We start from the raw sequence: 24,144 nt of genomic DNA, 5'->3' as shown, positions 1-24,144 counted from the left end.
CAGGCGACAAGCAGGGAGGTGTGTATATTTTTTACACAGGTTTAGCGAGAAAAGATGGTTTTAACGCCTTCACTGGTGCCAAGCAATAAAACATCTGCGCCTTTGGCGGCGAACAGGCCGTTGGTGACCACGCCGGTAATTTGGTTGATGGCCGTTTCCAAACCGACTGGGTCGACAATTTGCAGATTGTGGACATCGAGAATCACATTGCCGTTATCCGTCACTACACCTTCGCGATACACAGGTGCGCCGCCCAGTTTCACCAGCTCGCGTGCAACATAAGAACGCGCCATAGGGATAACTTCTACCGGTAGCGGAAACTTGCCCAGCACATCGACCCATTTGCTGCCATCGGCGATGCACACAAATTCTTTGGAAACTGCGCGCACAATCTTCTCGCGCGTTAAGGCCGCGCCGCCGCCTTTGATCAAATGCAGGTAAGCGTTGCTTTCGTCGGCACCATCAACATAAACCACCAGCTCGCTCACTGAATTGCAGTCGAGCACGTCGATGCCGAGTTTTTTCAAGCGCTCGGCCGAGGCGTCGGAACTGGCTACAGCACCGGCAAAGCGATCGCTGATTTCGCCCAGATAATCGATAAAAAAGTTAGCAGTCGAACCTGTGCCCACGCCGATAATTGAATCGCTGAACAGTTTAGGTTTGATGTATTCAATCGCTGCGCGCGCAACGGCTTGTTTGAGTTGATCTTGGGTCATGGTGATCTCGATTTTGCTATTGTGAGTTCGCCATCAGTACGGGTTTGGTGATCGAGACGCGCCGTAAACCCATCCATGGGGGCTTGTCTTCGACGTCCCTGTCTCAGACAGTCTCGATCACCAAACCCGCACCGATGGCTACGAGTGAAATTCGTGGGTGATTGCCGAAAAACTTGCCACATTATACGGATATTCGCCGTGCCAGCGGCGGCTAAATTGTTTACACTGCGGCGACTTTTTCTTTCTATTAAGCAAGACTTCTCATGCCTGAAACCTACATAAAACGTATCCTCAACGCCCGTATCTACGATCTGGCGATAGAAACTCCGCTCGATTACGCCCGTTTGCTATCGACTCGCACCGGCAACAAAGTACTGCTCAAACGCGAAGATTTGCAGCCGGTGTTTTCGTTCAAATTGCGCGGCGCTTACAACAAGCTGCAAATGCTCTCTGAAGATGAGCGCGCGCGCGGTGTGATTGCGGCCTCGGCTGGTAACCATGCACAGGGCTTGGCGCTGGGTGCGCAACATATGGGAGTTAAGGCGACTATTGTGATGCCGCGCACCACACCGGCGATTAAAGTCGATGCGGTTAAAGCGCGCGGTGCCAAAGTGGTATTGCATGGCGACAGCTACGACGAAGCTTCTGCCCACGCTAAAAAACTGGTGGAAGAAAAGGGGCTGACCTACGTTCATCCGTTTGACGACCCGGATGTCATTGCTGGCCAAGGTACAGTGGCGATGGAAATTCTGCGCCAGTATCCCGGTCATATCGATGCCATTTTTGTTCCCGTTGGCGGCGGCGGATTGGCGGCGGGTATCGCGGCTTATGTGAAATACTTGCGTCCCAACACCAAAATTATCGCGGTAGAAGCGGAAGAGTCGGCCTGTTTAAAAGCGGCGATAGAAAAGAAAAAGCGCGTGGTACTGCCACAAGTAGGCATCTTTGCCGACGGTATCGCTGTGGCGCAAATCGGTGAGGAAACTTTCCGTGTGCTGCGCAAAACCGTCGATGAATGCATCACCGTAAGCAACGATGAAATTTGCGCAGGCATCAAAGATATTTTTGAAGACACTCGCTCCATCGCCGAGCCGGCGGGCGGCACCAGCGTCGCAGGTTTGAAAAAGTATGTGGCAGAAAAAGGCATCACCGGTCAGACGCTGGTAGCCATCGACAGTGGCGCCAATACCAATTTTGACCGCCTGCGCTACATCAGCGAGCGCACTGAAATTGGTGAGCAGCGCGAAGCGATTTTGGCAGTGACCATCCCTGAGCGTCGCGGTGCTTATAAAGAATTCTGTAAGGCGCTGGGCAAGCGCAATATCACCGAATTTAACTATCGCTATGCTGACGAAAACGATGCACGTATTTTTGTGGGCGTGCAGGTCGCGGCTGGTGGTACTGACCGCGCGGATTTGGTTGCTGAGTTGCGCGCGCAGGGTTACGACTTAGTAGATATGACTGAAAACGAGCTGGCGAAATTGCATATCCGTCACTTGGTTGGTGGCCATGCTCCGCAGATCACCGATGAAGTTCTCTATCGCTTTGAGTTCCCCGAGCGCCCGGGCGCGCTTATGACCTTCCTCACCAAAGTGGCCGGTCGCTGGAATATTTCGCTGTTCCACTATCGCAACCACGGCTCAGCGGCTGCCCGCGTATTGGTAGGGCTACAAGTGCCGAAGAAGGATTACACCGAGCTGAAAGCGTTTTTGAACGAGCTGAATTATCCCTATTGGGATGAAACCAAAAATGAAGCCTACAAGTTCTTTTTGGGTTAAACCTAAAGTGATGTGTTATCGACAAAGGGCGCTTCGGCGCCCTTTGTCGTTTTATCGTCCAGACTTTTAGATGTGAGCAGCTATCCTTAGTTGATTTGGTGAAGGGTTAATTTATGTTCAGACGCTGGCGAAACCGGATTTTTGGTGTAATCTGGACAACGTTGTCAGTATAAAATTGCGCCATCGCGCGTGCGTATTTACCAATATACGAATTCATTACATAAAAAGGCTGGAGCATCCGATGAAATCTGCAGGTCGTCCTCTATTTGCGCGTTTGGGCGCGTTGACACTGGCGCTGGGGCTTGCCCAGAGCGCTTTCGCCGCCAATCTCAGTCAGCAACAACTCAGCGAGTTTGCGGAAAATGCCCAGTTGCGTTTTGGGGTGATCAGTAACCTTGGCGACAAACCAAAAGCCCATGTGATTTTGAATAACGAGTCAGATGCCGCTTTGCCTGCGGGCGCGGGTGATTGGAAAATCTACTTCCATTCGGTGCGCAAGTTGGATTCGACTCAAGTTGAAGGTTTGAGCCTGCGCCATGTGCAGGGCGATTTGCATGAACTGTCGCCCACTGCGAGCTTCAAAGGTTTGGCCAAGGGTGCGAGTGTGCAAGTGCCTTACACCGCCAGCGCGAGCATGGTGAGTTTTACCGATTTTATGCCGCGCGCGTTTATCACCCAGCAGGGTTTAACGGCGGAGGTGTTTGCCAATACCGACACCGAAAACATCAAGGATTTTGTCGAGTCGTTTACCAAGCCTGAGCAATTGCAGCGTTTTGCGGATGATCGCTACCCAATCGCCACAGCGACATCGCGCTATCAGGATAACCTCGCGGTCAATAAGGCTGCGGCCAAGCTGGATACCGCTCCCCAAATTATCCCCACCCCCGCTGAAGTGAAATATCGCAAAGGCACCGCTACCATCGATAACAGCTGGAAAATCAGTTACTCCGGTCGTCTGACGGGCGAGGCGAAATATCTGGCCGGGCAATTAAAAGCGGCGGGTATCGAGCTGGAAAGCAAATCGTCGCTTCCCGATGCAACTGGTGGAGTGGTGGTTTCGTCGGCCAAAACCATTGAGTTGAAGGTAGATCCTGCTATCGGTGAAGCTGAGAGCTACAGCCTGAATATCGCCGCTGACAATATCACCATCGTCGGTAGCGATAACGCCGGTGCGTTTTACGGTATCCAAAGTGTGTTGAGCCTGTTGCCCGCGCAGGTTGCTGCCAGCCACAGCGTGCCGCAGTTGAGTGCGAAAGATGCACCGCGCTACCGCTGGCGCGGCATGATGTACGACATGGGGCGCAACTTCCACGGTAAGGATGTGACTCTGCGTTTGATCGAGCAGATGGCGCGCTACAAGCTCAACAAGTTGCATTTGCATTTGACTGAGGACGAAGGCTGGCGTTTGCAAATCCCCGGTTTGCCGGAGCTGACCGAGGTGGGCGCGCAGCGCTGTTTTGATCTGAGCGAAACCAGCTGTCTGCTCACACAATTGGGTACAGGCCCGCACAAATCCGGTTCTGGTAATGGTTTTTACACAACCGATGATTTTATCGAGATTGTGAAGTTTGCAACCGCGCGCCATATCCAGGTTATTCCTGAAATCGATATGCCCGGTCATGCGCGTGCAGCGGTGAAGTCGATGGAAGCGCGCTACAAAAAACTGCTGAAAGCGGGCAAAAAAGCCGAAGCTGAACAGTATTTGTTGTCCGATCCGCAAGACAAATCCCAGTACCTCACCGTACAAAACTACACCGATAACTCGATCAACGTTTGCTTGCCATCCACCTATGCGTTTGTCGATAAAGTGGTGTACGAGCTGCAACAAATGTATCGCAAAGCGGGTACCAAGCTCGTCACTTTCCATATGGGCGGCGATGAAACCGGCGCCGGTTCATGGACTGCATCACCCGCGTGCAATGCACTTTTCGCCAAAGGTGAAATGGGCGTTGCCGGGCCGGGCGACCTTAAACCTTATTTTGTGAGTAAGGTTGCGGCGATCACCGCTATGCGTGGCTTGGACTTGGCGGGCTGGGAAGATGGCTTGATGTACGACGCCACCAACACCTTCAACCGCAGCCAATTCGCCAACAAACACGTATTGGCAAATGCGTGGGATAACATCTGGGAGTGGGGCGTTGCTGACCGCGCTTATCGTTTGGCGAACGCGGGTTATGAGCCAATCATTTCGGCGGCGACGCACTTGTACTTCGACCATCCCCATGAAACCAACCCGGAAGAGCGTGGTTACTACTGGGCAGCGCGTTATACCGATATCGGCAAGGTGTTTGGTTTTATGCCGGATAATCTCTACGCCAACGCCGATAAAACTCGCAATGGCACCCCAATTGATGACTTGGAAGCGCTCGTCGGCCGCGCTATGCCAAAGCTGGAAAAACCGGAAAATCTGCGCGGTATACAGGGGCAAGTCTGGAGTGAAACTATTCGCACTGCGGCACAGTTGGAGCAGATGATTTATCCACGTTTAGTTCCCTTGGCTGAGCGTGCATGGCACAAGGCTGCATGGGAAGGCGACAGACCCGATGCTGCTGCGCGCGCAGCTGACTGGGCCACATTTGCGGTGCAGCTGACCAATAAAGAGTTGCCAAAACTAGCGGCTTTAGGGGGCGATTTCTACCTGCCGCCACCGGGTGCAGTGATCGAAAAGGGCGAGCTGTTGGCCAATACCTCATTGCCAGGTCTGGCAATTGAAATCAGCTTGAATCAGGGTGAAACTTGGGTTGCCTATACAGGTGCTGTTCCGGTGAAAGCTGGCTCAGTAATGTTGCGCAGCCGTTTAGGTGATGCAACCAGCCGTGTAGTGACTGCTGCGCCTTAAGCGCATTCTTTCAAATACGACCAGCGCAAGGATGCGCTTTGTCTCTTTTCTGTTAGTGCTTTCGTTGTCATTCCTGATTTTTGCAGTACTTCTTCTGTCGCCTCCTTCAGTGTGTTTCTTCTGTATTTGGCTTGCTTGTGTCAGGCTTTCTCTGTGATTGGCTAAAAATCTACTAATAAAAAGCATTATTTTTATAATTTTGTGCGTTATTTTGCGATTTTGGTCTTGGCACATGTTTCATTCTGCTAAAAGCTTGCCTATTATTTGTTCACACCTCCGGCATGGTGCCGCGGTGTTGGCAATGAGGGAGTATGTTTCAGTTTAAAAAATAATAGTGTGCAAGGTTACCGTCATGAAATTTGATGTCGTCTCCGTCGTAATTTTTTTGTTTTGCCTTGGAGTATGTGTAACCCTGTTGGATGTCGGCGCGTTAGTGTCTTATGCAGAGGCTGCTGTCGAAACGCCCTCTGAGAAGTAACAGGTAAGTAAACGGAATTTTTGATAATAGCTCCCGCCCCGGCGGGAGTTATTATTTGTGGGCTGTGCTTATTTCTGCGTCAGAATAATTTCGCGTTCAGTGGCGACGGCAAATAACGGAATGTCCCAGTTATCAGTCGCGAGCGATTCAACCTGCTGGCAGCTATGAGCCAGTCCAATCAGATAGGGCTTGTTGCCCTGCTTCTTTTGCTTGAAGGCGAAGGTGGTATCGTAAAAACCACCGCCCATGCCCAAGCGCGCACCTGTGCGATCAAATCCAACCAGTGGCATTAACGCCACATCGAGCAAGGTTGCAGGCAATTTATGTTGCTGGCGGAAATCCGGTTCGGGAATGCCGTAACGATTCTTGGTCAGCAGTGCGTCGGGCGTGTATTCCACAAACCACATGGCTTTGTTGTTGCCGGGGCGCAGTACGGGCAAATAGCAGTGCTTTTCCATTTTCCACAGTTGCTGCGCAATCGGTGCGGGATCTATTTCGCCATCATTAGCAATATAAAGTGCCACATAGCGCGCGCGCATAAATTGTGGCAATTGCATCAATTGGCGCAGTAGGTGCGTAGATGCTTGAGCTTGTTGCGTGGGATTCAGCGCACGGCGGCGTGCACGCAATTCGCAGCGCAACAGATTTTTGGTCTGTGAGGAATCGGTAATAGTTTGCTGGGATGGGGAATCAGGCGTGTCGGTCATAAACTAACAAAACAGCCTTGCGATAAGCGATTCAGAAGTGAGTTAAGAGACCCCGAAATGCCGCGTACCAAGCTGGCCTTGAACCCAAAGGTTCAAGGTGGCGATACCTGTGGCTTTTTAGGCTTTCCGTCAGGCGGACATGCACACCAAGCTCAAACGAGATACTGCCGGGCTAACATTTATCGGCTCAAGGACATTGTTGGATTGCAAACATTCCAGGGCGTGGCGCCAGTATAACCCAAGGTTGGTGGCCTTCCGCAAATGAAATTATGCTTGGCTTATCGAAGTGTTTAGGAATTAATCGTCTTAAACGGGGCTGGTAAAACAGTGTGTTTTACACTTCTGGTTGCGATTAATCCAGATTGGCTAAACCGCGTTCCAGTTTTTCATTTAAACGCAATAAATCACTGCGGTTGGCTGGGTTATCGCCGCTGTCACCTGAAGTTCTTGCCTGCAATAATTCATGGCTCAGATTAAGCGCCGCCATCACTGCGATGCGCTCCAGTCCGATTACCGCGCCTGTGCCGCGAATGGCTTTCATACGCTCATCCAGCAATTGCGCTGATTCCACCAGTGCCTGACGCTCTTCGCGCGGGCAGGCAACTTGGTACTCTTTATCGAGGATTTTTACAAATACGGTTTCGTTGCTCATCGGTGCCTCGATTACTCAGCGTCCAGATTACGTAAATGGGTGATCATGGCTTCTACGCGGCTGCGCGCCAATTCGTTCTTCTCGACCAAACGTACTCGCTCGCGCTGCCATTCGCTTTCGCGGGCTTTAAGCTCGTTGTTTTCTTGTTGCAGGCGATTGCACAACAAGATCAGCTTATCCAGTTTGGTTTCGATGGCGAGTAACAGATCGTCAGACATGATAATAAATAACCAATAAATAGCGCGGGTCGCCCACTATATTGCGCGCTTGGCGGGGGGTCAATCGCATAGCTCAAGTTAATGTGAATTCGAGAAGTTACGCCTTATTAAATGATAAACAAACAGGTTTTACTTGAGCCGCATCAACCTTATAAAAGGCTATATAAAAGATAGAAGAGTCGCCAAGGTCAATCGTGATAGCATTCGCCCACTGCGATTGAGAGGCTTTTATGACTGATACCAATTCCCCCGAGCAACTGCTCACTCCCCTGAATTTTGATGATCTCGCCAACCTGCTGGCGCCCTTGGGCACTTTAAATAGCCCGTCAGAATTGCACGGCCTGTTGTGCGGAAAATTGGCTGGCGGCGCTAGCTTGAGTGAAATTAATTGGTTGTTGGAAGCGGTGGAGTTTCTCGATTTTATCGCCGCGCCCGATGAGCAAGTGCGCGTTGCGCTGAGCCGTTTGTATCACACCACCTGCGATCAATTGCGCGGCCAATTCGATTTGAAGTTAATGCTGCCGGATGACGACAATTTGCTGAATGAACGTGTGCGTGCACTGAGCGAATGGTGTCACGGTTTCCTCACTGGTTTTGGTAGTGTTGATCATCAAGGCAAGCGTGTTATCACCGAAGAGTTTGAAGAGATGCTGGAAGACATCGCCAACATCGTCCAAATTCAAGCGGATGAAGAAGATGAGCCGAGCGCTGAAGCAGATTATATGGAAGTGACGGAATATGTGCGCATGGTAGTCAACTCGCTTTACCTTGAGTTTGCAGCTGACGCAGATGAGCGCATCAATCCTGCCAGCATGGCGCCTGCGTCCAATCAATTACACTAATCGACTAGATCATAAAAAGGGTTGCGCGTGTTGTTATGAGAATTTCCAGAACCGAATTTGCCCGCCGTCGTAAACAATTAATGGCGCAGATGGAGCCAAACTCCATTGCGATAGTGCCTGCTGCTCCCGAGCGCCCGCGCAGCCGCGATACCGAATATCACTATCGTCAGGACAGCGATTTTTTATACCTCTCCGGTTTTGAAGAGCCGCAAGCGGTGCTGGTGTTAATTCCCGGCCGCGATCACGGTGAATACGTTTTGTTTGTGCGCGAACGCAATCGCGAGCGGGAAATTTGGGATGGCTATCGCGCAGGACCTGAAGGTGCGTGCAGCGAATTTGATGCGGACGATGCATTTCCTATCGATGATATCGACGAAATTTTGCCGGGTCTGCTCGAAGGCCGTCAGCGCGTTTATTACTCAATGGGTAAAGACAGCGAATTCGATAAACACGTAATGGATTGGGTCAACACTATTCGTGCAAAAGTTCGCTCGGGCGCAACACCGCCGGGTGAATTTTTGGATTTGAGTCATTTTTTAAATGATATGCGCCTATTCAAAAGTGCGGCCGAATTGCGCGTGATGAAAGAAGCGGGTGAAATTTCGGCACGCGCCCATGTGCGTGCAATGAAAGCGAGTAAACCTGGCGTGATGGAGTATCAACTCGAAGCTGAAATCATGCACGAGTTTCAAATGAGCGGAGCGCGTTTTCCGGCCTACAACTCCATCGTCGGCGGAGGAAAAAATGGCTGCATCCTGCATTACATTGAAAATTCTGCGCCGCTCAAAAATGGCGATCTGGTATTGATCGACGCCGGTTGTGAATTGGATTATTACGCTGCCGATATCACCCGCACTTTCCCTGTGAATGGAAAATTCTCGCCCGAACAAAAAGTGCTTTACGACATTTGTTTGCAAGCGCAGCTCGAAGCTATCGCCGAATGTAAACCGGGCAAACACTGGAATGACCCACACGAAGCGACTGTGCGTGTTATCACCGAAGGTTTAGTGAAAATCGGTTTGCTTGAAGGCGATGTAAAAGAATTAATCGCAAACGAGGCTTATAAAGAATTTTATATGCATCGCGCTGGCCATTGGCTGGGGATGGATGTACACGATGTCGGCGATTACAAAGTCGGCGGCGAGTGGCGCGTGCTGGAGCCGGGCATGGTAATGACGGTTGAGCCGGGCATTTATGTTGCGCCCGACAATGAACGCGTTGCGAAAAAATGGCGCGGCATCGGCATTCGCATTGAAGACGATGTAGTAATCACCAAAGACGGCAATGAAATTCTTACCAAAGACGTTCCCAAAACCGTCGCTGAAATTGAAGCCTTGATGGCGCAATAAAAATATTGCCCCGAAGTCGATTTGGGGGCATTTAACTCAGGTCAAGTTGATGACCCAATTACTCGAATTTGATGTTGCCATTATCGGCGGCGGCATGGTGGGCACAAGTCTCGCCAGTTTGCTTGCCGCCAGTCAGCCGCAATTGCGTATTGCGCTAATCGAAGCTCAGCCGTTTGCACAATCGGATGAACTCCATTTTCAATCCAGCTTTGATGCGCGTTCAACCGCACTTTCTTTCGGTACTGCGGCAATTTTGCGTGAGTTGGGTTTGTGGAATATTTTGCAGCAACACATCACCCCGATTGCACAGGTACATGTTTCAGATCGAGGACATTTTTTAGGTGGGGTGATTGATGCCGCTGCTAATAATCTCGATGCAGTTGGTTATGTCATTGAAAACGCATGGTTGGGCAAGGTGTTGCTTGGCCATGTGCAAGCGCAAGCCAATATCCAGTGTTTTTCTCCGGCAAAAGTCACCGGATTAACGCCGCAGCTTGATGGCGCTTTGCTCAGTATTACGACTGACGCACAAACCTTTGCAATTAAAACCGCGCTTGCTGTTGTTGCTGATGGCGGTGAATCCGCGGTGCGCCGCCAATTGGGTATTGGTACTCAAGTGCGCGAATACGGGCAAACGGCGATCATCACCAATGTGGAATTTTCCGAGCCACATAAAGGCGTTGCGTTTGAACGATTTACTGACCAAGGGCCAATCGCTCTTTTACCTTTGGGTGAATCAGTTAATGCGCAGCAATCAGCACTGGTGTGGACACTGCCTACGGCTGATGCAGAGGCAATTCAATCCTGTAGTGACGCAGAATTTCTGGCGCATTTACAGGAGCGTTTTGGTTATCGTGTAGGGAAGTTTACGCGCGTTGCCAAGCGCTATTCTTATCCTTTGCAATTGGTGTTAGCACAAGAGCAAATTCGCTCGCATGTAGTGTTGCTCGGCAATGCCGCGCATTTTTTACATCCTGTCGCAGGGCAGGGCTTTAATTTGGCATTGCGCGATTGTGCGTGTCTGGTTGAAACCTTGCGCGAAGGTATTGCAGAGAAAAAATCACTTGGCGATTTAACGCTGTTGCAGCGTTATATCGACAGGCAATTTCTGGATCAACAACTCACCATCGAATTCAGCGATAAGTTGGTACGTTTATTTTCCAACGATCAATTGCCGCTGATCGCCATGCGTCATCTCGGTTTGCTCAGTATTGAATCCATCCCGCTGATTAAAAAACAATTGATCGCGCAAACCATGGGAACGGCGGGGCGCCAATTTCAATGGCTGTTAAATGCGGTTGATGGGCCTGAGTCTGCGGATGAAAAAGTTGCAGTGGAATCGTCAGCCGGATTTGATCAATCGCAATCTGATCTGCACGATTACGATCTGGTAATTGTCGGTGCCGGTTTAGTCGGTGCATCTCTTGCCTGTGCCATCGCACAAACAGAATCTGCGCAGAATTTACGTATCGCGGTGATTGAAGCCAGCAGTGAGTTACCGCATTTTAGTGGCGATAATTTTGACCCGCGTGTTGTTGCGCTCACACATAAATCGCAACAATTGCTGGCGGATATTGGCTGCTGGGATGGCATTGTCGCCGAGCGCGTTTGCGCCTATCGCGAAATGAAAGTATGGGACGGCGAAGGCACGGCGGCGATTGAATTTGATTGCGCAGAAGTGCAGCAAAAACATCTCGGGCATATTGTTGAAAACTCGGTGATCGTGAATCAACTGCGCGCGCGTATGGCGCAGCACAAGAATATTGTTTTGATTCAACCTGCGGCAGTTGTGCAGGTGATTCCGGCGCAACCGGAATTCCCGCAAGTGCGTGTGCAGTTATCCAATGGCAATGAAATTACCACAGCACTGTTGATTGCCGCTGATGGTGCGCAATCCAAAGTGCGTGAGCTGGGTAACTTTGCTACGCGCGAATGGGATTACGGTCAGCAGGCGATTATTACCACTGTGCGCACTGAGCATCCGCATGAATTTACCGCCTGGCAGCGATTCATGCACACCGGCCCTCTGGCGTTTTTGCCTTTGCAAAATGAAGGCGATGCGCATCAATGTTCGATTGTCTGGTCGGCCGATGATGCGCTCGCGCAAGAGTTGATGAGCTTGAACGATGCTGATTTCTGCATGCGCCTGACCGATGCATTTGAAGCGCGCTTGGGCAAGGTCATCGCTTGTGATAAACGCTACTCCATTCCCCTGCGCCAGCGTCATGCTACTTCTTATATCCAGCCGGGAATTGCCTTAGTGGGCGATGCCGCACATAACATTCATCCACTTGCGGGGCAGGGCGTGAATTTAGGTCTGCTGGATGTGATCGCGCTCGCGCAGGAAATCGAACGCGCACTGGAGCGTGGAATCCCTCTTGCCGACTATTCCATTTTGCGTCGCTACCAACGTCAACGATTAGCGGGGAACTTGGGGATGATGTCGGCAATGGAAGGTTTCAAGCGTTTATTTGGCAATCGCACACTCGCTGCCAACTGGCTGCGCAACACCGGTATGCGTCAGCTAAATTCAGTCGCAGCGATCAAAAAAATTATTATCAACACCGCCTTGGGGGTTTCTTGAAATACAAGGTGGTTTTATTTGAGTGCAGTTCTGCAGTTCTGCAGTTCTGCAGTTGTATGGTGTAGAAAAGTAACATTTTTGAAGAAGCTTTTATGTCGAAACTGATGATTGTTGCAAACGTATTAAATGTGCTGCTGTTAATTATTTTAATTGCAGCTGTTGGTGGATTTATTTCATTTCTAAATGCTTACGGCTTTTTTTTAGCAGCGGTCACCGCGGTAATTGCCTATGGTGTCTTTAAGCAACAGCGCTGGGGATACTTTGCTGCAGCGGCTTGGGCGCTTGCGTGTTATCAATTGGCAAAACAAGGTTATGAATTTCAAAGCATTAAACGTCATGTGATGATGATTGGCTTTGCATTAATTCCCGTTGCACTGTTTTTGCACGAAACTCTGGGCAGAGCGACTGCAAAAGCTGCACAAAATAATGGCAAAGAAAAATCCGACAGCCCAAAAATGCCCGATTAATTGTGTGCCTCATACACAGCATTACAAAAAGTGTCGATATTCTCTAAATTCGCCGATAACTGCTTGACTCGATCTGGTCGAGTGTTTTAATTTTGAACCGCTACAGATTGAGATCCGCCCCAAGACTAGACTTTTGTAAGACAACCGATTGCTTGCTCAAGACACTTGGACGTACCCGACCTGAGCAATAGCTTTATTACAAGCTATTTCACTCTGGCTTTTAGTAAAGTCGGTTTTTTTGTTCGGTCAGCTACGCTGACGTTTTAAATGCAAGATGAGGAAGCTATGTCAGATCTAGTCTCTGGTGTTGTTAAATGGTTCAACGATGACAAGGGTTATGGTTTTATTGAGCGTGAAGGCGGTGCAGATGTATTCGTTCACTTCCGCGCAATCAACGGCACTGGCCGTAAAACCTTGAAAGAAGGTCAAAAAGTGACTTTCGAAGTAACCCAAGGTCAAAAGGGTCCACAAGCAGAAAACGTAACTCCACTCTAATTTGAGTGAGCTACAAAAGGGTGATTGAGTGATCAATCACCCTTTGCTGTTTTAGGGCTGGTGATATTTGCTATGTCGCCAGCCGCCTCTCTTACACCCTATTCACCCTAATCGCTGGTGAATAGCTCCTGTCGTTTTTCTTATCGGCCTCCCTCCATGTTTGATTTGCAATCTGTCCTTTGGCTCACAGTGATTGTGCTTGCCATTTATTACTGGCGCGGCGCGCTTCTGGTAAAAGATCGCGCCTATCTCGCGGCACAAAAACGCTGCGAGGAAATGCAGGTGCAGTTGTTGGATGAAACTGTCTACTTGCGTCGCCTGTGGTTCAAGCGTAACGAGCAAGGTAAGTTATCGCTGTGGCGGGCATTTTATTTCGAATTTACTGTATCTGGCTCCGACCGCTATTTTGGTCGTGTAATTATGCTCGGCTCGCGCATTACCCAGGTTGAGCTTGATCCACATCGTGTGCATTAACATTCATTGGAGTTGTATTAAATGAGTGAAAAAGTTGGCGGCTGGAAAACAAAAACATCCACAGTGGTTTATGACAATCCCTGGATTAATATCACGCACAATGAAGTGATCACTCCAAAAGGTACCGATGGAATTTATGGGGTGGTGCATTTTAAAAATACAGCCATAGGTGTTGTGCCTATTGATGATGAAGGCAACACCTGGCTGGTAAAACAAAGTCGCTATGCGCTGAATCAATACACATGGGAGATTCCTGAAGGCGGCTGCCCGCAAGGTGAATTGCCGTTAAACGCTGCCAAGCGCGAGTTGGAAGAAGAGGTTGGCCTGTGTGCAAATGATTGGCAGCAATTAATGACTATGCATTTGTCCAATTCAGTGACTGACGAATTCTGTGTGGTTTTTGTCGCACGCAATTTGTATGCGGGAGAGCAGCAGCTTGAAGCGACTGAAGATATTGAAGTAAAAAACCTTCCGCTGGTTGATGCAATAGAAATGGTAAAACGCGGTGAAATCACCGATGGTATTTCAGTTGCAGCGCTGCTACGAATTGCTCTCGATCTTAAATAATTATTGAGCTATGCGTTTAATCATCAATGTTAGGTTTGATTAGTGAGCGCAACCAATTTAACCAGCCATTATTCCCCAGCATAAATTTATCCAGCTGATCCTGATTATAAAAATAATGTTCAGGATCGCTGAATAACAATTCCCGTTTTAACATTCTTCGATTTGGATTGATTGTTTTAATTACTCTTGCCGGATTGCCCGCCGCAACAGAATTTGCAGGAATACTTTTGGTGATGATTGAGCCTGCGCCAATCACTGAATTATCACCAATAGTCACACCTTTGTTGACGATTACCCGTTCGCCCAGCCATACATTATTCTCAATCGTTACCGGTTTGGTGCAGCGAAACGGGCGGATGCGATTATAAATTCCATGCCAGTCGCTATCGCTAATGATGACATTGGCAGCGAGCATACAGTTGTCGCCAATGCGAATGGATTTTGCGGATGAGATACGCACGCCTGGTGAAATCAAACAATAATCACCAATAATAATTTCCGCATCGGCTTGTTTGCTTGGCCAGCTTGTAAGGCGCACACAGTTATCGCTTGCGCAAATAATTTGCGCATATTTTCCCATATGAATATTGCGGCCAAAAATAACCAAGCTGCGTGGATGAGCGATTTCAGGAATGCTGCCAAGGCTGTCAAATTGCGGTGCGATAAAACGTTTTACATACCATTGGTTGATGGCCTTGCAGATGCGTTTAATCAAATAGGGTGTATTGCTTCGGCGCATAGGTTTTTTGAAGTGAAATAGGGTGATTTAATTTTGAATAAGATAACCGTGCAAATTGGTTGATCTTGTCTGTTAGAATAATTGCATGATTATGAGCGAGAGAAACGATGCTGCCAATTGATATAAATTCAGTAAAAGGTTTTTTGGATCCACAAGAGGGGGCTGCACTTTACGAGTATGCATTGAGCGTTGCATCCCTTGGCCCCTGTTTGGAAATTGGCAGTTACTGTGGGAAATCCACTGTCTATCTCGGTAGCGCTTGTAAAAAAACAAACAATGTTTTGTTTGCTGTTGATCATCACCGCGGATCAGAAGAGCATCAGTTGGGTGAGGAATATCATGATCCGGAACTCTACGATAATCACTTCGGGAAAATGGATAGCTTTCGCGAGTTTCGTCACACCTTGTTACGTGCAAACTTGGAGGATTGTGTGGTGCCAGTAGTGGCGCCATCAACACTGGCTGCACGCCATTGGACAACACCTTTATCAATGGTTTTTATTGATGGCGGGCACAGCATGGAAGCAGCATTAAATGATTATCGCTGTTGGGCATCGCATGTTGTACGCGGCGGCTGGCTCGCAATTCACGATGTGTTCCCCAACCCTGCGGATGGCGGTCGCCCGCCATTTGAAATTTGGCAGTTAGCGCAGCAATCCGGTTTGTTTGAAGCGCTGCCGTTAATTAAAACATTGGGATTGTTACGCCGTGTATAAAAAAGCGTCGTTTATAAAAGCTGGAATTTTTATTTAATCACCCAAATAAAAGCAAATCCACCTCGGTAAACGTGATCAGTTTTTACTAGTGAGCTGTTGCTGAAATTAGTGTTGACAATATTGTCGTAGCGAATAAATAGCGCCAGTCGCGTGTTAATACCGTTGTAATTAAATTGGCGATTAAATGCGATGTTGTTGTGCCAGCCGCTGTAACCGCCATCTGCATCAAAATAGCTGCGAGTTTCGGTTGCGTATTCTGGTTTTACTTCGTAGTAGTAATCATGATAGCTGTCGCTTGCGAATGAAACGCCGGCGCGATAGCTAAAACGCCACTGGCTGAATGCGTGTTGAAATACTAATTGCGGTTGAAAGACTGAGCCAATATAGCCGGATTCATCTGCGCCTATCGCAAAAACTGCTCGCCAGGGAACTTGTACGTACCATCCTTCTCTGAGGTTGGCGCCAGTTAAATTGATATTAAATGATGGCCCTAATTCCAAGGTAGAGCCCAGCTCCGGCATACCTTCGCGCAATGTATTTTTATCGGCATCGGGAGTAATTGCTGCTGCTGCGCTAAAAGTAAATTCGTATTGATCGGTGCGTAAAAAATTGCCGCGAATACCTTCCCGATCCGAGCGAATAATTTTTCCACGATAGACAACATAGGGGATAGGGCTAATAAAATTGCGATATTCATCGGAGCCGCGATAATCCGGGCCTGACACAGCACCGACTCCGACACCAATTTCCCATTTTTTTTCAGTTTCATCTTGCGCAGCAGCGTTATTAAAAACGCCTGCAAGTAAAAATGGGACGGCAATGGCTTTCCATAAACGATGTAATTGCATATTCAATGATCTAATCCGGAAATCTGTTAGTGCCGATTGGCGGGCGACTTGCACGAATTTTACTGGTATTCTGCCGCCATTATCTACGCAATTATTGACTCTTCAGAGACTCCCGTGACTACCACTGCATTTTCTTCACTGCCACTGAGCGCAGACATGCTCGCTAATCTTGAATCCCTTGGTTATAGCGAGATGACCCAAATTCAAGCGCAAAGTTTACCGCTGGTATTGCAAGGGCAAGATATTATCGCCCAGGCAAAAACCGGTAGCGGAAAAACGGCTGCTTTTAGTATTCCAGTATTGGAAAAATTAAATGTGCGATTTTTTGGGGTGCAGGCATTAGTGCTATGCCCAACACGCGAATTAGCGGATCAGGTCGCCAAAGAAATTCGTCGCCTTGCACGCTTAACACACAACGTAAAAGTGTTGACGCTATGCGGTGGTGTTTCGATTGGTCCGCAAATAGGTTCGCTTGAGCGAGGCGCGCACATTATTGTTGGCACACCTGGTCGTATTGTTGATCACATCGCGAAAGGAACATTAAAACTCGATAGCATCAATCAGCTGGTGTTAGATGAAGCGGATCGTATGTTGGAAATGGGTTTTGCGGATGATTTGGAAACTATTTTAGCCGCCTGTAATGCCGAGCGTCAGACGCTATTATTTTCAGCGACCTACCCGGATGATATTAAAAAAATCAGCGCCCGCTATCAGCGCGATCCGCAGATGGTGAAAGTGGAAGCTATTCATACTGAAACAAATATCGAGCAGCATTTTTTTGAGCTGCAAACGACTGATGAATCCTATCCCGCAGTTCTCACTTTGCTCGCGCATTATCGCCCGGTAAGTTCCATCGCATTTTGTAATACCAAGGTTGCTTGTGATGAATTATTGGATTACTTGCGCGATCAAGGTGTAAGTGCATTGGCGTTACACGGTGATCTTGAACAAAAAGAGCGCGATCAGGTCTTGGTGCGCTTTGCCAATAAAAGTTGTTCGGTATTGATCGCAACTGATGTTGCTGCACGCGGTATTGATATCAAAGGTTTGGATGCCGTTATCAACGTGGATTTGGCGCGCGATAGTGAAGTGCATGTGCATCGCATTGGGCGCACCGGCCGTGCGGGCGAATCGGGTTTGGCGTTGAGTCTGGTTGTACAAAAAGAAGTGCACAAAATTAATCGCCTTGAAGATTACATGAAACAGTCGATTACCTTAGAGGCTCTCCCCAGTCTAAGCTCCCAGCTGTTGCCTGAGCCTGCAATGGTGACCTTGAATATTGATGGCGGTAAGAAAGACAAGCTGCGCCCCGGTGATATTATCGGCGCCTTAACTAAGGATGCCGGTCTGCCATTTGAAAAAATTGGCAAAATCGATATGTTTGATTACACCGCCTATGTTGCGGTTGATCAGAGTATTGCGCGTGCCGCGTTAAAACAGTTATCCGATGGAAAGTTGAAAGGCAGAAAATTTCGCGCACGCAAGCTTAAATAAAATATTTAAATAAATATCCTGAAAATAAAAAACGCACTCTCATTGCGAGAGTGCGTTTTTTATTTTGCGGCCTACTTTAGGTTTGGATCGATCAGTGCAATATATCGCCACCTAACAACTGGCGTACTTCCTCGGCGGCAAAATGATAATGCTGGTTGCAGAATTGGCAGTCGATATCGATGCTGCCTTTTTCCAACAGCAATTCCTCCACTTCTTCTTTGCCAATAGAGAGCAGTGCATTTGCGCTACGCTCGCGCGAACAGCTACAGGCAAAGCGTAAGTTTTTAGGCTCAAACAGGCGCAATGGATGCTCGTTGAATAAACGGAACAATACAGTTTGATGATCCAGTTCTAGCAGCTCTTCGGTTTTAACTGTGCTTGCCAGAGCATTAATCGTTTCCCATTTGTCGCGATTATCTTCGCTATTGGTGATTAATTGTTGTGGTAGCGCTTGAATCAAAAAGCCAGTGACAGTGTCATTACTGGCGGCGAACCACAGCCGGGTTGGCAGTTGCTCTGACTGCTGGAAGTAGTGTTCAAGGCAGCCTGCAAGGTTATCTGCATCCATAGGTACTATGCCTTGGTGGCGCTCAATTTTTCCGCTGAAATTTTCGCTGCGTTGTGGCTCTATGGTGATCACCAGTACGCTGTTGCCGAGCAGCTGTTGCAAGTTGCCATGATCGGCAAGTTCATCGCTAAGCGCTATGTCGGCATTGGTGCGCACTATGCCGCGCAAGTCGTTGTGATGATTGCATTCAGCCATAATTGTGCTGAGCGGGCCGTCACCGCGCGCTTGCAAAATAATTTTCCCATCAAACTTTAATGTGCTGGATAACAAACCCACGGCGGCAAGAAATTCACCGAGTAAGCGACGAATAGCGGGCGCGTGTGAGTTGTGGCTTAGCACTTCACGATAGCTATCGCCCAGCGTGATAATTTCGCCGCGAATATCGCAGTCATCAAATAAAAAACGGTGCAGTAAATCGTTGCTTGGCATTGCTTAATCTCTTAACAAAAAATTCTAGTTTTCGTCGCCCAATAAATTAATTCGCTGAAAGCGATGTATGTGGCGGCGATCTTTTTTACTGGGGCGCTGATGGCTGATGATGTAGCTACCAAGGCCAGCTTTGCGTTCAGCGGCGCGTTTTTCGCGTTCGGTTATGCTCTCTTCGGTTTCTTCATATAAGAGTGCTGCCTCTGGTGCGCCGCGGCGTTGATCGGATAGCGCTTTTACAACAATCACTCTCTCATCCAAATCCTTGCGTATGGTCAACACCAAGCCAACAGTCACTTCTTTGCTGGGTTTGATGCGCTGGCCATCGCAATGAATTTTTCCGCCATCGATAGCTTCTTTGCAGAGGCTGCGGGTTTTGAAAAAACGTGCGGCCCAGAGCCACTTGTCGATGCGGATTTTTTCGTCTTCCTGTTCGTGTTTTGCTTTACTCATGAATGAATTGCCGATGGCATTATCTCGTCAAAATGGTGAATCGCTGGATATTGCTCCATGCGACGTTCAGTTTTACTGTCAGGTTGATGAATACCCAGCAGATGTTTGATGCCAAATGCTTTAGCTGAATCCAGCACGCGCACTGTGTCGTCGATAAACAGGGTGCGCTCAGGATCAAACTGCTCACGCGCTTGCAATTCTTGCCAAAATTTTTGCGATTCTTTTGGCTCTTTAAATTCGTGCGATGAAATAATCACATCCAGCCATTGATCGATTTTGGTCACTTGCATTTTAAGCGATAAGCCGTGTGGATGTGCGTTGGTCACTAGCAGGATTTTTTTACCGCGTGCGCGCAGCTGCTGCAAAAATTCGCCGACGTGAGGGCGAATCTGGATTTTGTGTTTGATTTCTTCTTTCAGTGCAGTGATATCGACATTTAGCGCAGTTGACCAAAACTCTAGGCAATACCAATTGAGCGTTCCTTCGTGCTGGCGAATGTCCCCGGCTAATTTTTGTTGCGCGCTGGTGAGATCAACATTATGAATTTGTGCATAGCGGCGGGGCAGGTGATCCAGCCAAAAAAAGTTATCGAAATGCAGATCGAGCAAGGTACCATCCATATCCAGCATGACGGTATCTATTAAGTCCCAATTGATCATAAAATTGTCTCTACCACTTTTTACACATTCTATTGATGCTACCTATGCCGACCAAACCCAGCATTTTGAAACGATCCACAGTGGCGCGCAGCCGTCTGTTTCGCGCCGATGAAATCCACCTTCGATTTAGTAACGGTGAAGAGCGCACCTATGAAAAACTCTGCTCGGGTGGGCCGGGGGCGGTGCTTATTGTACCCCTGCTCGACGAAAATACGGTGCTTTTGGTGCGTGAATATGCGGTCGGATTGGAGGATTACCACCTCGCGCTGCCGAAAGGGGCGATTGATCAGGGGGAAAACCTGCTGGATGCCGCTAACCGTGAGCTGAAAGAAGAGGTGGGCTATGGCGCACGCAAGCTGCAATTTCTCAAGCGCATCAACCTATCGCCCGCCTATATGGAGCACGGCATCAATATCGTGTTGGCGTGGGATCTGTACCCCGAGCGTTTGGAGGGGGATGAGCCTGAGCCCATCGAAGTGGTGCCATATCCTTTGTCGGATTTGATGAATCTGGTCGTGCGCGCCGATGTGTGCGAAGGGCGTAGTATCGCCGCCCTATTTATGGCACGTGAATGGCTGGCGGGGAACTATCCTGTTACTGAGCCAACAGTGGATTTGCCCTGACTTTTAATGGGCAATAGAGAGACAACAGGAGAGGCAGCAGATGAACAATAACCATCCCGTCACAACAGACATGATCGACCAACTGGTCGATCTTAGTCGTCGCGCGGGCGCAGCAATTATGGCGATTTACAATAATCGCGAGAGTTACAACATCGAGCATAAAACTGACGAGTCGCCCTTGACTGCGGCGGATTTGGCGGCGCATCAGCTAATCAGTGCCGAACTGCCCAAGTTGCTGCCGGTGCCGATTATTTCGGAAGAGGGGGAGTTGCCCGAATTTGTGGATCGCCAACACTGGGATACTTACTGGCTGGTCGATCCGCTTGATGGCACCAAAGAGTTTATCGCCGGTAATGGCCAGTTCACGGTCAATATCGCCCTGATTCAAGCAAATCGCACCCGTTTGGGAGTAGTACATGTGCCGGTTACGGATGTGACTTATCTGGGCGTGTTGGATGCGCGCGACCCCGGCAGCCTTGGGGCATTCAAATATATCCAGGGCAAAAATCGTGAACCGATTGCGGTGCGGTCACTGCCGGAGCGCTTTTCTGAAGCCAGGGCCTTTACCGTATTGCTCAGTCACAGGCATGGTACTCAGGAAACTATGGATTTGATGACTGCCATCACCCGCCGTTGGCCGGGCGAAATAGAAACGACCAATGCTGGCAGCTCGCTGAAATTTTGTGTGATCGCAGAGGGGCGCGCCGATTTCTATCCTCGGTTGGCGCCGACATCGGAATGGGATACCGCAGCCGCACAGGCGGTATTGGAGGCTGCGGGTGGGCGTGTTGTGCGCGCAACGCCTGATTTGCCTGCACTGGTGTATAACTTGGGAGATGATCTGCTCAATCCGCATTTTTATGCGCTGGGCGATAAACACTTCGATTGGGAAGGACTTTTGTCGGGAGAATAGGTTTTATCGGGGAAAAGTTTTGCCAGCTAATGTTTGCTTTATAACCGAATCTCTGGTGTTCCGAGAATAAAATATTCTAAGTTCAAGGTGGTTAATTGTTATGTCTTTGGTCTAGTCTTCACTAGGCAGGAGCTAAAAGCGAAACAGAATTAATGTCACATACTTACGATGCATATTTTGTTCTTAGGGAGTTTTACAATGAGAAGAGAAAGCAAAAACTTAAAAGCGGATTTCAACACCAAGCACTCTGATTTGATGCGTGACAAACTGATGCGCGAAATATCAGATTACGAACGCAATCTTTCCGAATTGAAATTGAATGGCAATCAAGTCAATTTCAATATGATTCAAACCTACAAAGACCTGATAGCTGCGCGTCAGGCAATGTTAAAACGATTGCCTGTGCACTATTAAACTGTATTTAAAACAATACTGTGTCTGATGCTGCGTTATGCGCTGCCGCAATTTTTAGTGCGCGGCGCAATACTGAAACGCGGGTCAAATGCCTGTTGGATTTGCCGCGCTGCAACTGACAGGTAATTGTTATTAATCACAGATGCCGTGCCACGCGGCTTTTCTTTCGCGTCCTTCACATCTCTCGCAAATTCTTTCTCATCATTTGCTGCGGCATTTATTTTTCTTGCCGATGCGTTTGATGCAGCATGTATTTCCCGCATGGCCACACGCGATGTTTTTTGCTTTAGCCATTCATTGGCTTCTGTAAATGGCATGGGTCGGTGAATAAAATATCCCTGCACCTGATCGCAGCCCAATTCACGCAAGCTGCCAATCTGTTCAAATTCTTCCGCACCTTCGGCAACTACCGCCAAGCCTAATGCGTGGGCGATGGAAACTATGCCTTTGGTGATATCCCAATCTACTTTGTTGTTTGGTAAATCAGCGACAAAAGAGCGGTCAATTTTAATCATGTCCAGCGGCAGGCGTTTGATATAAGTCAGCGATGCATAACCTGTCCCAAAATCATCTACCGCCATGCGTGCACCCAAATCGCGGCAGCGCAGCATGATACGTTTGGCGCGCTCCAAATCTTCCAGCATTGCAGTTTCGGTAATTTCAATTATCAGAGCTTCGCCAAAACCTGGTTGCTGCTCACAGAGATTTTGCAGCTCCAATAAAAAGGAAGGATGCAAAAAGTGGCGCGGAGAAATATTGATATGAATATCGGGCGTGAGCGAATTTTTATTCCACAGCAGCATCTGACGCGCCGCTTCACGCAACACCCAATTGCCCAAACGAAACTCTAAATCGCCGCGCGCCGTTTCAAATGCTTGAATAATTGGCCCTGCGCTGATGACCTCGCCATCGGGTTTGCACCAGCGTAACAGTGCTTCAAAACCGACGACAGATAAATCCTGCAATTGGCAAATAGGTTGATACCAGAGTTGCAGTTCATTGCGCTCCAGTGCTCCCTCTACATCCACAATCGAGATTTGAGAGTCCTGCGCGACTTCCGCTTTGCGCGAGGCGCGCTGAATACGATCGCCGCCCTGAGTTTTTGCAATGTACATGGCGGCATCGGCTTTGCGCAGCAAATTGATTTCATCTGCGCCGTCTTGTGGGGCAAGCACTACACCTATGCTGCCGCTCAAACGCCCGCGTTTACGGCCTTGACCATAGGGAATACGCAGCGCCTGCAAAAAACGTTTGGCGAGAATATCAATATGGGATTCATCGCACTCGGCAACAATTAAAAATTCATCGCCGCCCAAACGCCCAACCTGATCGCCTTTGCGCACTACATCCGCTAAACGCTGGGCGACATCGCGTAAAAGTATGTCGCCGGTTTCATGCCCCCAATGATCGTTGGCGGATTTAAGCCCATCTACGTCGATAAAAAATAAGGCAAAGCTGCGATTGTAGCGTTTGAGCTTTTCCAGGCTGTTATCAACGCAATCCAAAATGCCGCGGCGATTAAGCAGCTTGGTTAAAGGATCAATAGTTGCGAGTGAGCGCAGCTGGCTTTCCAGCTGTTCGCGATGACAGGCCACGGCAATCTGGCTGGCAATGCGCTCTGCCAGTGTGAGCAATTGCGGCGATACATTGGCGACCGAGCCAGTGTGCGAAAACCAGGAGGAAGCGAGCACACCCAATACTTTGTCGGACGAGATAAGCGGAATCACCAGATTGGATTGCAAGCCCGCATCGACCAATTGCCCCATTGCATCGGGCGCACCTGGATAATTGCGCGTAAAAATACTGGTTTTGCTGGTTAGCACACGCCCGGAGGTGCCGGTCTTGGATGAAAAGCGAAAGCCCTTGAACGCATTGAGCAAATGCTGCTGCTCACCTTCGAACAATTTATATTCAAAGGTTTGGGTTTCTTCATCTAGCAAAATTAAAGCAGTGCCATCGGCGCCCAACAGGGTGCGCACCGCGGCGGCGGCTTTTTTAAAAAAAATCTGAAAATCCGGTTCGAGCGTTAACGCATCCATGGCAGCCAGCAGTGAGGGCACTGCTGTATCTAAGAGCAACGAACTTTTCATGGAAACTCGCTCACAACAGCTGCAATAAAGCCTCT

At 48.8% G+C, this 24,144-nt stretch carries 24 protein-coding genes and 1 other RNA gene; 14 read left to right on the top strand and 11 right to left on the bottom strand.

Annotation, left to right across the window (positions count from 1 at the left end; translation table 11 throughout):
- Positions 1-41 precede the first annotated feature (41 nt).
- Positions 42-716, bottom strand: a complete 675-nt coding sequence (rpiA, locus tag SPL68_RS01090) for a ribose-5-phosphate isomerase RpiA (protein ID WP_323813215.1) — start codon at positions 714-716, stop codon at positions 42-44.
- A 263-nt stretch (positions 717-979) separates the two neighbouring features.
- Between rpiA and ilvA the strand changes: the two genes are divergently transcribed.
- A complete protein-coding gene (gene ilvA / locus SPL68_RS01085) occupies positions 980-2,494 on the top strand; it encodes a threonine ammonia-lyase, biosynthetic (protein ID WP_323813214.1) in 1,515 nt (504 codons plus the stop codon).
- Between the two features lie 241 nt (positions 2,495-2,735).
- Positions 2,736-5,333, top strand: coding sequence for a family 20 glycosylhydrolase (locus SPL68_RS01080; RefSeq protein ID WP_323813213.1), 2,598 nt, complete (start codon positions 2,736-2,738; stop codon positions 5,331-5,333).
- Between the two features lie 546 nt (positions 5,334-5,879).
- On the opposite strand, the gene SPL68_RS01075 is transcribed toward SPL68_RS01080, so the two are convergent.
- The 4 genes from SPL68_RS01075 to SPL68_RS01060 all read right to left on the bottom strand — a co-directional run bounded on the left by SPL68_RS01075 (position 5,880) and on the right by SPL68_RS01060 (position 7,388).
- On the bottom strand, positions 5,880-6,518 hold the full coding sequence (locus SPL68_RS01075) for a 5-formyltetrahydrofolate cyclo-ligase (RefSeq protein WP_323813212.1): 639 nt from the start codon (positions 6,516-6,518) through the stop codon (positions 5,880-5,882).
- Positions 6,519-6,563: 45 nt separating this feature from the next.
- Positions 6,564-6,743: non-coding RNA, 6S RNA (ssrS, locus tag SPL68_RS01070), on the bottom strand.
- A 127-nt stretch (positions 6,744-6,870) separates the two neighbouring features.
- Positions 6,871-7,170, bottom strand: coding sequence for a cell division protein ZapA (locus SPL68_RS01065; RefSeq protein ID WP_323813211.1), 300 nt, complete (start codon positions 7,168-7,170; stop codon positions 6,871-6,873).
- Positions 7,171-7,181: 11 nt separating this feature from the next.
- Entirely contained in the window at positions 7,182-7,388 is a 207-nt protein-coding gene (locus SPL68_RS01060) for a TIGR02449 family protein (RefSeq protein ID WP_323813210.1), read from the bottom strand.
- Positions 7,389-7,618: 230 nt separating this feature from the next.
- On the opposite strand from SPL68_RS01060, the gene SPL68_RS01055 reads away from it, so the two are divergent.
- The 7 genes from SPL68_RS01055 (at position 7,619) to SPL68_RS01025 (ending at position 14,166) form a co-directional block, all read left to right on the top strand.
- Positions 7,619-8,230 (top strand): UPF0149 family protein, encoded by a 612-nt coding sequence (locus tag SPL68_RS01055; protein ID WP_323813209.1) that lies wholly within the window; start codon positions 7,619-7,621, stop codon positions 8,228-8,230.
- 35 nt (positions 8,231-8,265) lie between these two features.
- The gene (gene pepP, locus SPL68_RS01050) at positions 8,266-9,579 is read left to right on the top strand and encodes a Xaa-Pro aminopeptidase (protein WP_323813208.1); all 1,314 of its coding nucleotides are present in this window, start codon (positions 8,266-8,268) and stop codon (positions 9,577-9,579) included.
- A gap of 49 nt (positions 9,580-9,628) precedes the next feature.
- Positions 9,629-12,163, top strand: coding sequence for a 2-octaprenyl-6-methoxyphenyl hydroxylase (ubiH, locus tag SPL68_RS01045; RefSeq protein WP_323813207.1), 2,535 nt, complete (start codon positions 9,629-9,631; stop codon positions 12,161-12,163).
- 92 nt (positions 12,164-12,255) lie between these two features.
- Positions 12,256-12,630, top strand: coding sequence for a hypothetical protein (locus SPL68_RS01040; RefSeq protein ID WP_323813206.1), 375 nt, complete (start codon positions 12,256-12,258; stop codon positions 12,628-12,630).
- A 285-nt stretch (positions 12,631-12,915) separates the two neighbouring features.
- The gene (locus SPL68_RS01035) at positions 12,916-13,125 is read left to right on the top strand and encodes a cold-shock protein (protein ID WP_191968498.1); all 210 of its coding nucleotides are present in this window, start codon (positions 12,916-12,918) and stop codon (positions 13,123-13,125) included.
- Positions 13,126-13,281: 156 nt separating this feature from the next.
- A complete protein-coding gene (locus SPL68_RS01030; RefSeq protein WP_323813205.1) occupies positions 13,282-13,599 on the top strand; it encodes a DUF3301 domain-containing protein in 318 nt (105 codons plus the stop codon).
- Between the two features lie 21 nt (positions 13,600-13,620).
- A complete protein-coding gene (locus SPL68_RS01025) occupies positions 13,621-14,166 on the top strand; it encodes an NUDIX hydrolase (RefSeq protein WP_323813204.1) in 546 nt (181 codons plus the stop codon).
- 16 nt (positions 14,167-14,182) lie between these two features.
- On the opposite strand, the gene SPL68_RS01020 is transcribed toward SPL68_RS01025, so the two are convergent.
- Positions 14,183-14,905, bottom strand: coding sequence for an acyltransferase (locus tag SPL68_RS01020; protein ID WP_323813203.1), 723 nt, complete (start codon positions 14,903-14,905; stop codon positions 14,183-14,185).
- A 107-nt stretch (positions 14,906-15,012) separates the two neighbouring features.
- Between SPL68_RS01020 and SPL68_RS01015 the strand changes: the two genes are divergently transcribed.
- Positions 15,013-15,621: a class I SAM-dependent methyltransferase gene (locus SPL68_RS01015; RefSeq protein ID WP_323813202.1), complete on the top strand. Its 609-nt coding sequence runs from the start codon at positions 15,013-15,015 to the stop codon at positions 15,619-15,621.
- Positions 15,622-15,650: 29 nt separating this feature from the next.
- Here the strand turns inward: SPL68_RS01015 and SPL68_RS01010 are convergent, their stop codons facing one another.
- A complete protein-coding gene (locus SPL68_RS01010) occupies positions 15,651-16,469 on the bottom strand; it encodes a MipA/OmpV family protein (RefSeq protein WP_323814295.1) in 819 nt (272 codons plus the stop codon).
- 114 nt (positions 16,470-16,583) lie between these two features.
- Here SPL68_RS01010 and dbpA point away from each other — a divergent pair, with 114 nt between their 5' ends.
- On the top strand, positions 16,584-17,963 hold the full coding sequence (gene dbpA / locus SPL68_RS01005) for an ATP-dependent RNA helicase DbpA (RefSeq protein WP_323814294.1): 1,380 nt from the start codon (positions 16,584-16,586) through the stop codon (positions 17,961-17,963).
- Between the two features lie 91 nt (positions 17,964-18,054).
- Here the strand turns inward: dbpA and hslO are convergent, their stop codons facing one another.
- From hslO to yrfG, 3 genes are read right to left on the bottom strand one after another with little or no spacing between them, the layout of a single operon-like run.
- Positions 18,055-18,960 (bottom strand): Hsp33 family molecular chaperone HslO, encoded by a 906-nt coding sequence (hslO, locus tag SPL68_RS01000; RefSeq protein ID WP_323813201.1) that lies wholly within the window; start codon positions 18,958-18,960, stop codon positions 18,055-18,057.
- Positions 18,961-18,984: 24 nt separating this feature from the next.
- A complete protein-coding gene (locus tag SPL68_RS00995; protein ID WP_323813200.1) occupies positions 18,985-19,410 on the bottom strand; it encodes an RNA-binding S4 domain-containing protein in 426 nt (141 codons plus the stop codon).
- On the bottom strand, positions 19,407-20,069 hold the full coding sequence (gene yrfG / locus SPL68_RS00990) for a GMP/IMP nucleotidase (RefSeq protein ID WP_323813199.1): 663 nt from the start codon (positions 20,067-20,069) through the stop codon (positions 19,407-19,409). The genes SPL68_RS00995 and yrfG overlap by 4 nt, the downstream gene beginning before the upstream one ends.
- 44 nt (positions 20,070-20,113) lie before the next feature.
- Here yrfG and nudE point away from each other — a divergent pair, with 44 nt between their 5' ends.
- The 3 genes from nudE to SPL68_RS00975 all read left to right on the top strand — a co-directional run bounded on the left by nudE (position 20,114) and on the right by SPL68_RS00975 (position 22,019).
- Positions 20,114-20,692 carry an ADP compounds hydrolase NudE gene (gene nudE / locus SPL68_RS00985; RefSeq protein ID WP_323813198.1) on the top strand — a complete coding sequence of 193 codons (579 nt, stop codon included), beginning with the start codon at positions 20,114-20,116 and terminating at the stop codon, positions 20,690-20,692.
- A gap of 40 nt (positions 20,693-20,732) precedes the next feature.
- A complete protein-coding gene (cysQ, locus tag SPL68_RS00980) occupies positions 20,733-21,605 on the top strand; it encodes a 3'(2'),5'-bisphosphate nucleotidase CysQ (protein ID WP_323813197.1) in 873 nt (290 codons plus the stop codon).
- 198 nt (positions 21,606-21,803) lie between these two features.
- Positions 21,804-22,019: a hypothetical protein gene (locus tag SPL68_RS00975; RefSeq protein ID WP_323813196.1), complete on the top strand. Its 216-nt coding sequence runs from the start codon at positions 21,804-21,806 to the stop codon at positions 22,017-22,019.
- 35 nt (positions 22,020-22,054) lie between these two features.
- Here the strand turns inward: SPL68_RS00975 and SPL68_RS00970 are convergent, their stop codons facing one another.
- Positions 22,055-24,109 carry a bifunctional diguanylate cyclase/phosphodiesterase gene (locus tag SPL68_RS00970; protein WP_323813195.1) on the bottom strand — a complete coding sequence of 685 codons (2,055 nt, stop codon included), beginning with the start codon at positions 24,107-24,109 and terminating at the stop codon, positions 22,055-22,057.
- Positions 24,110-24,144 lie beyond the last annotated feature (35 nt).

Source organism: Cellvibrio chitinivorans, from assembly GCF_035117775.1.
Lineage (GTDB): Bacteria > Pseudomonadota > Gammaproteobacteria > Pseudomonadales > Cellvibrionaceae > Cellvibrio > Cellvibrio chitinivorans.
Note: the sequence above shows the minus strand (reverse complement) of the source record. Positions and strands in the feature narration are given on the sequence as shown.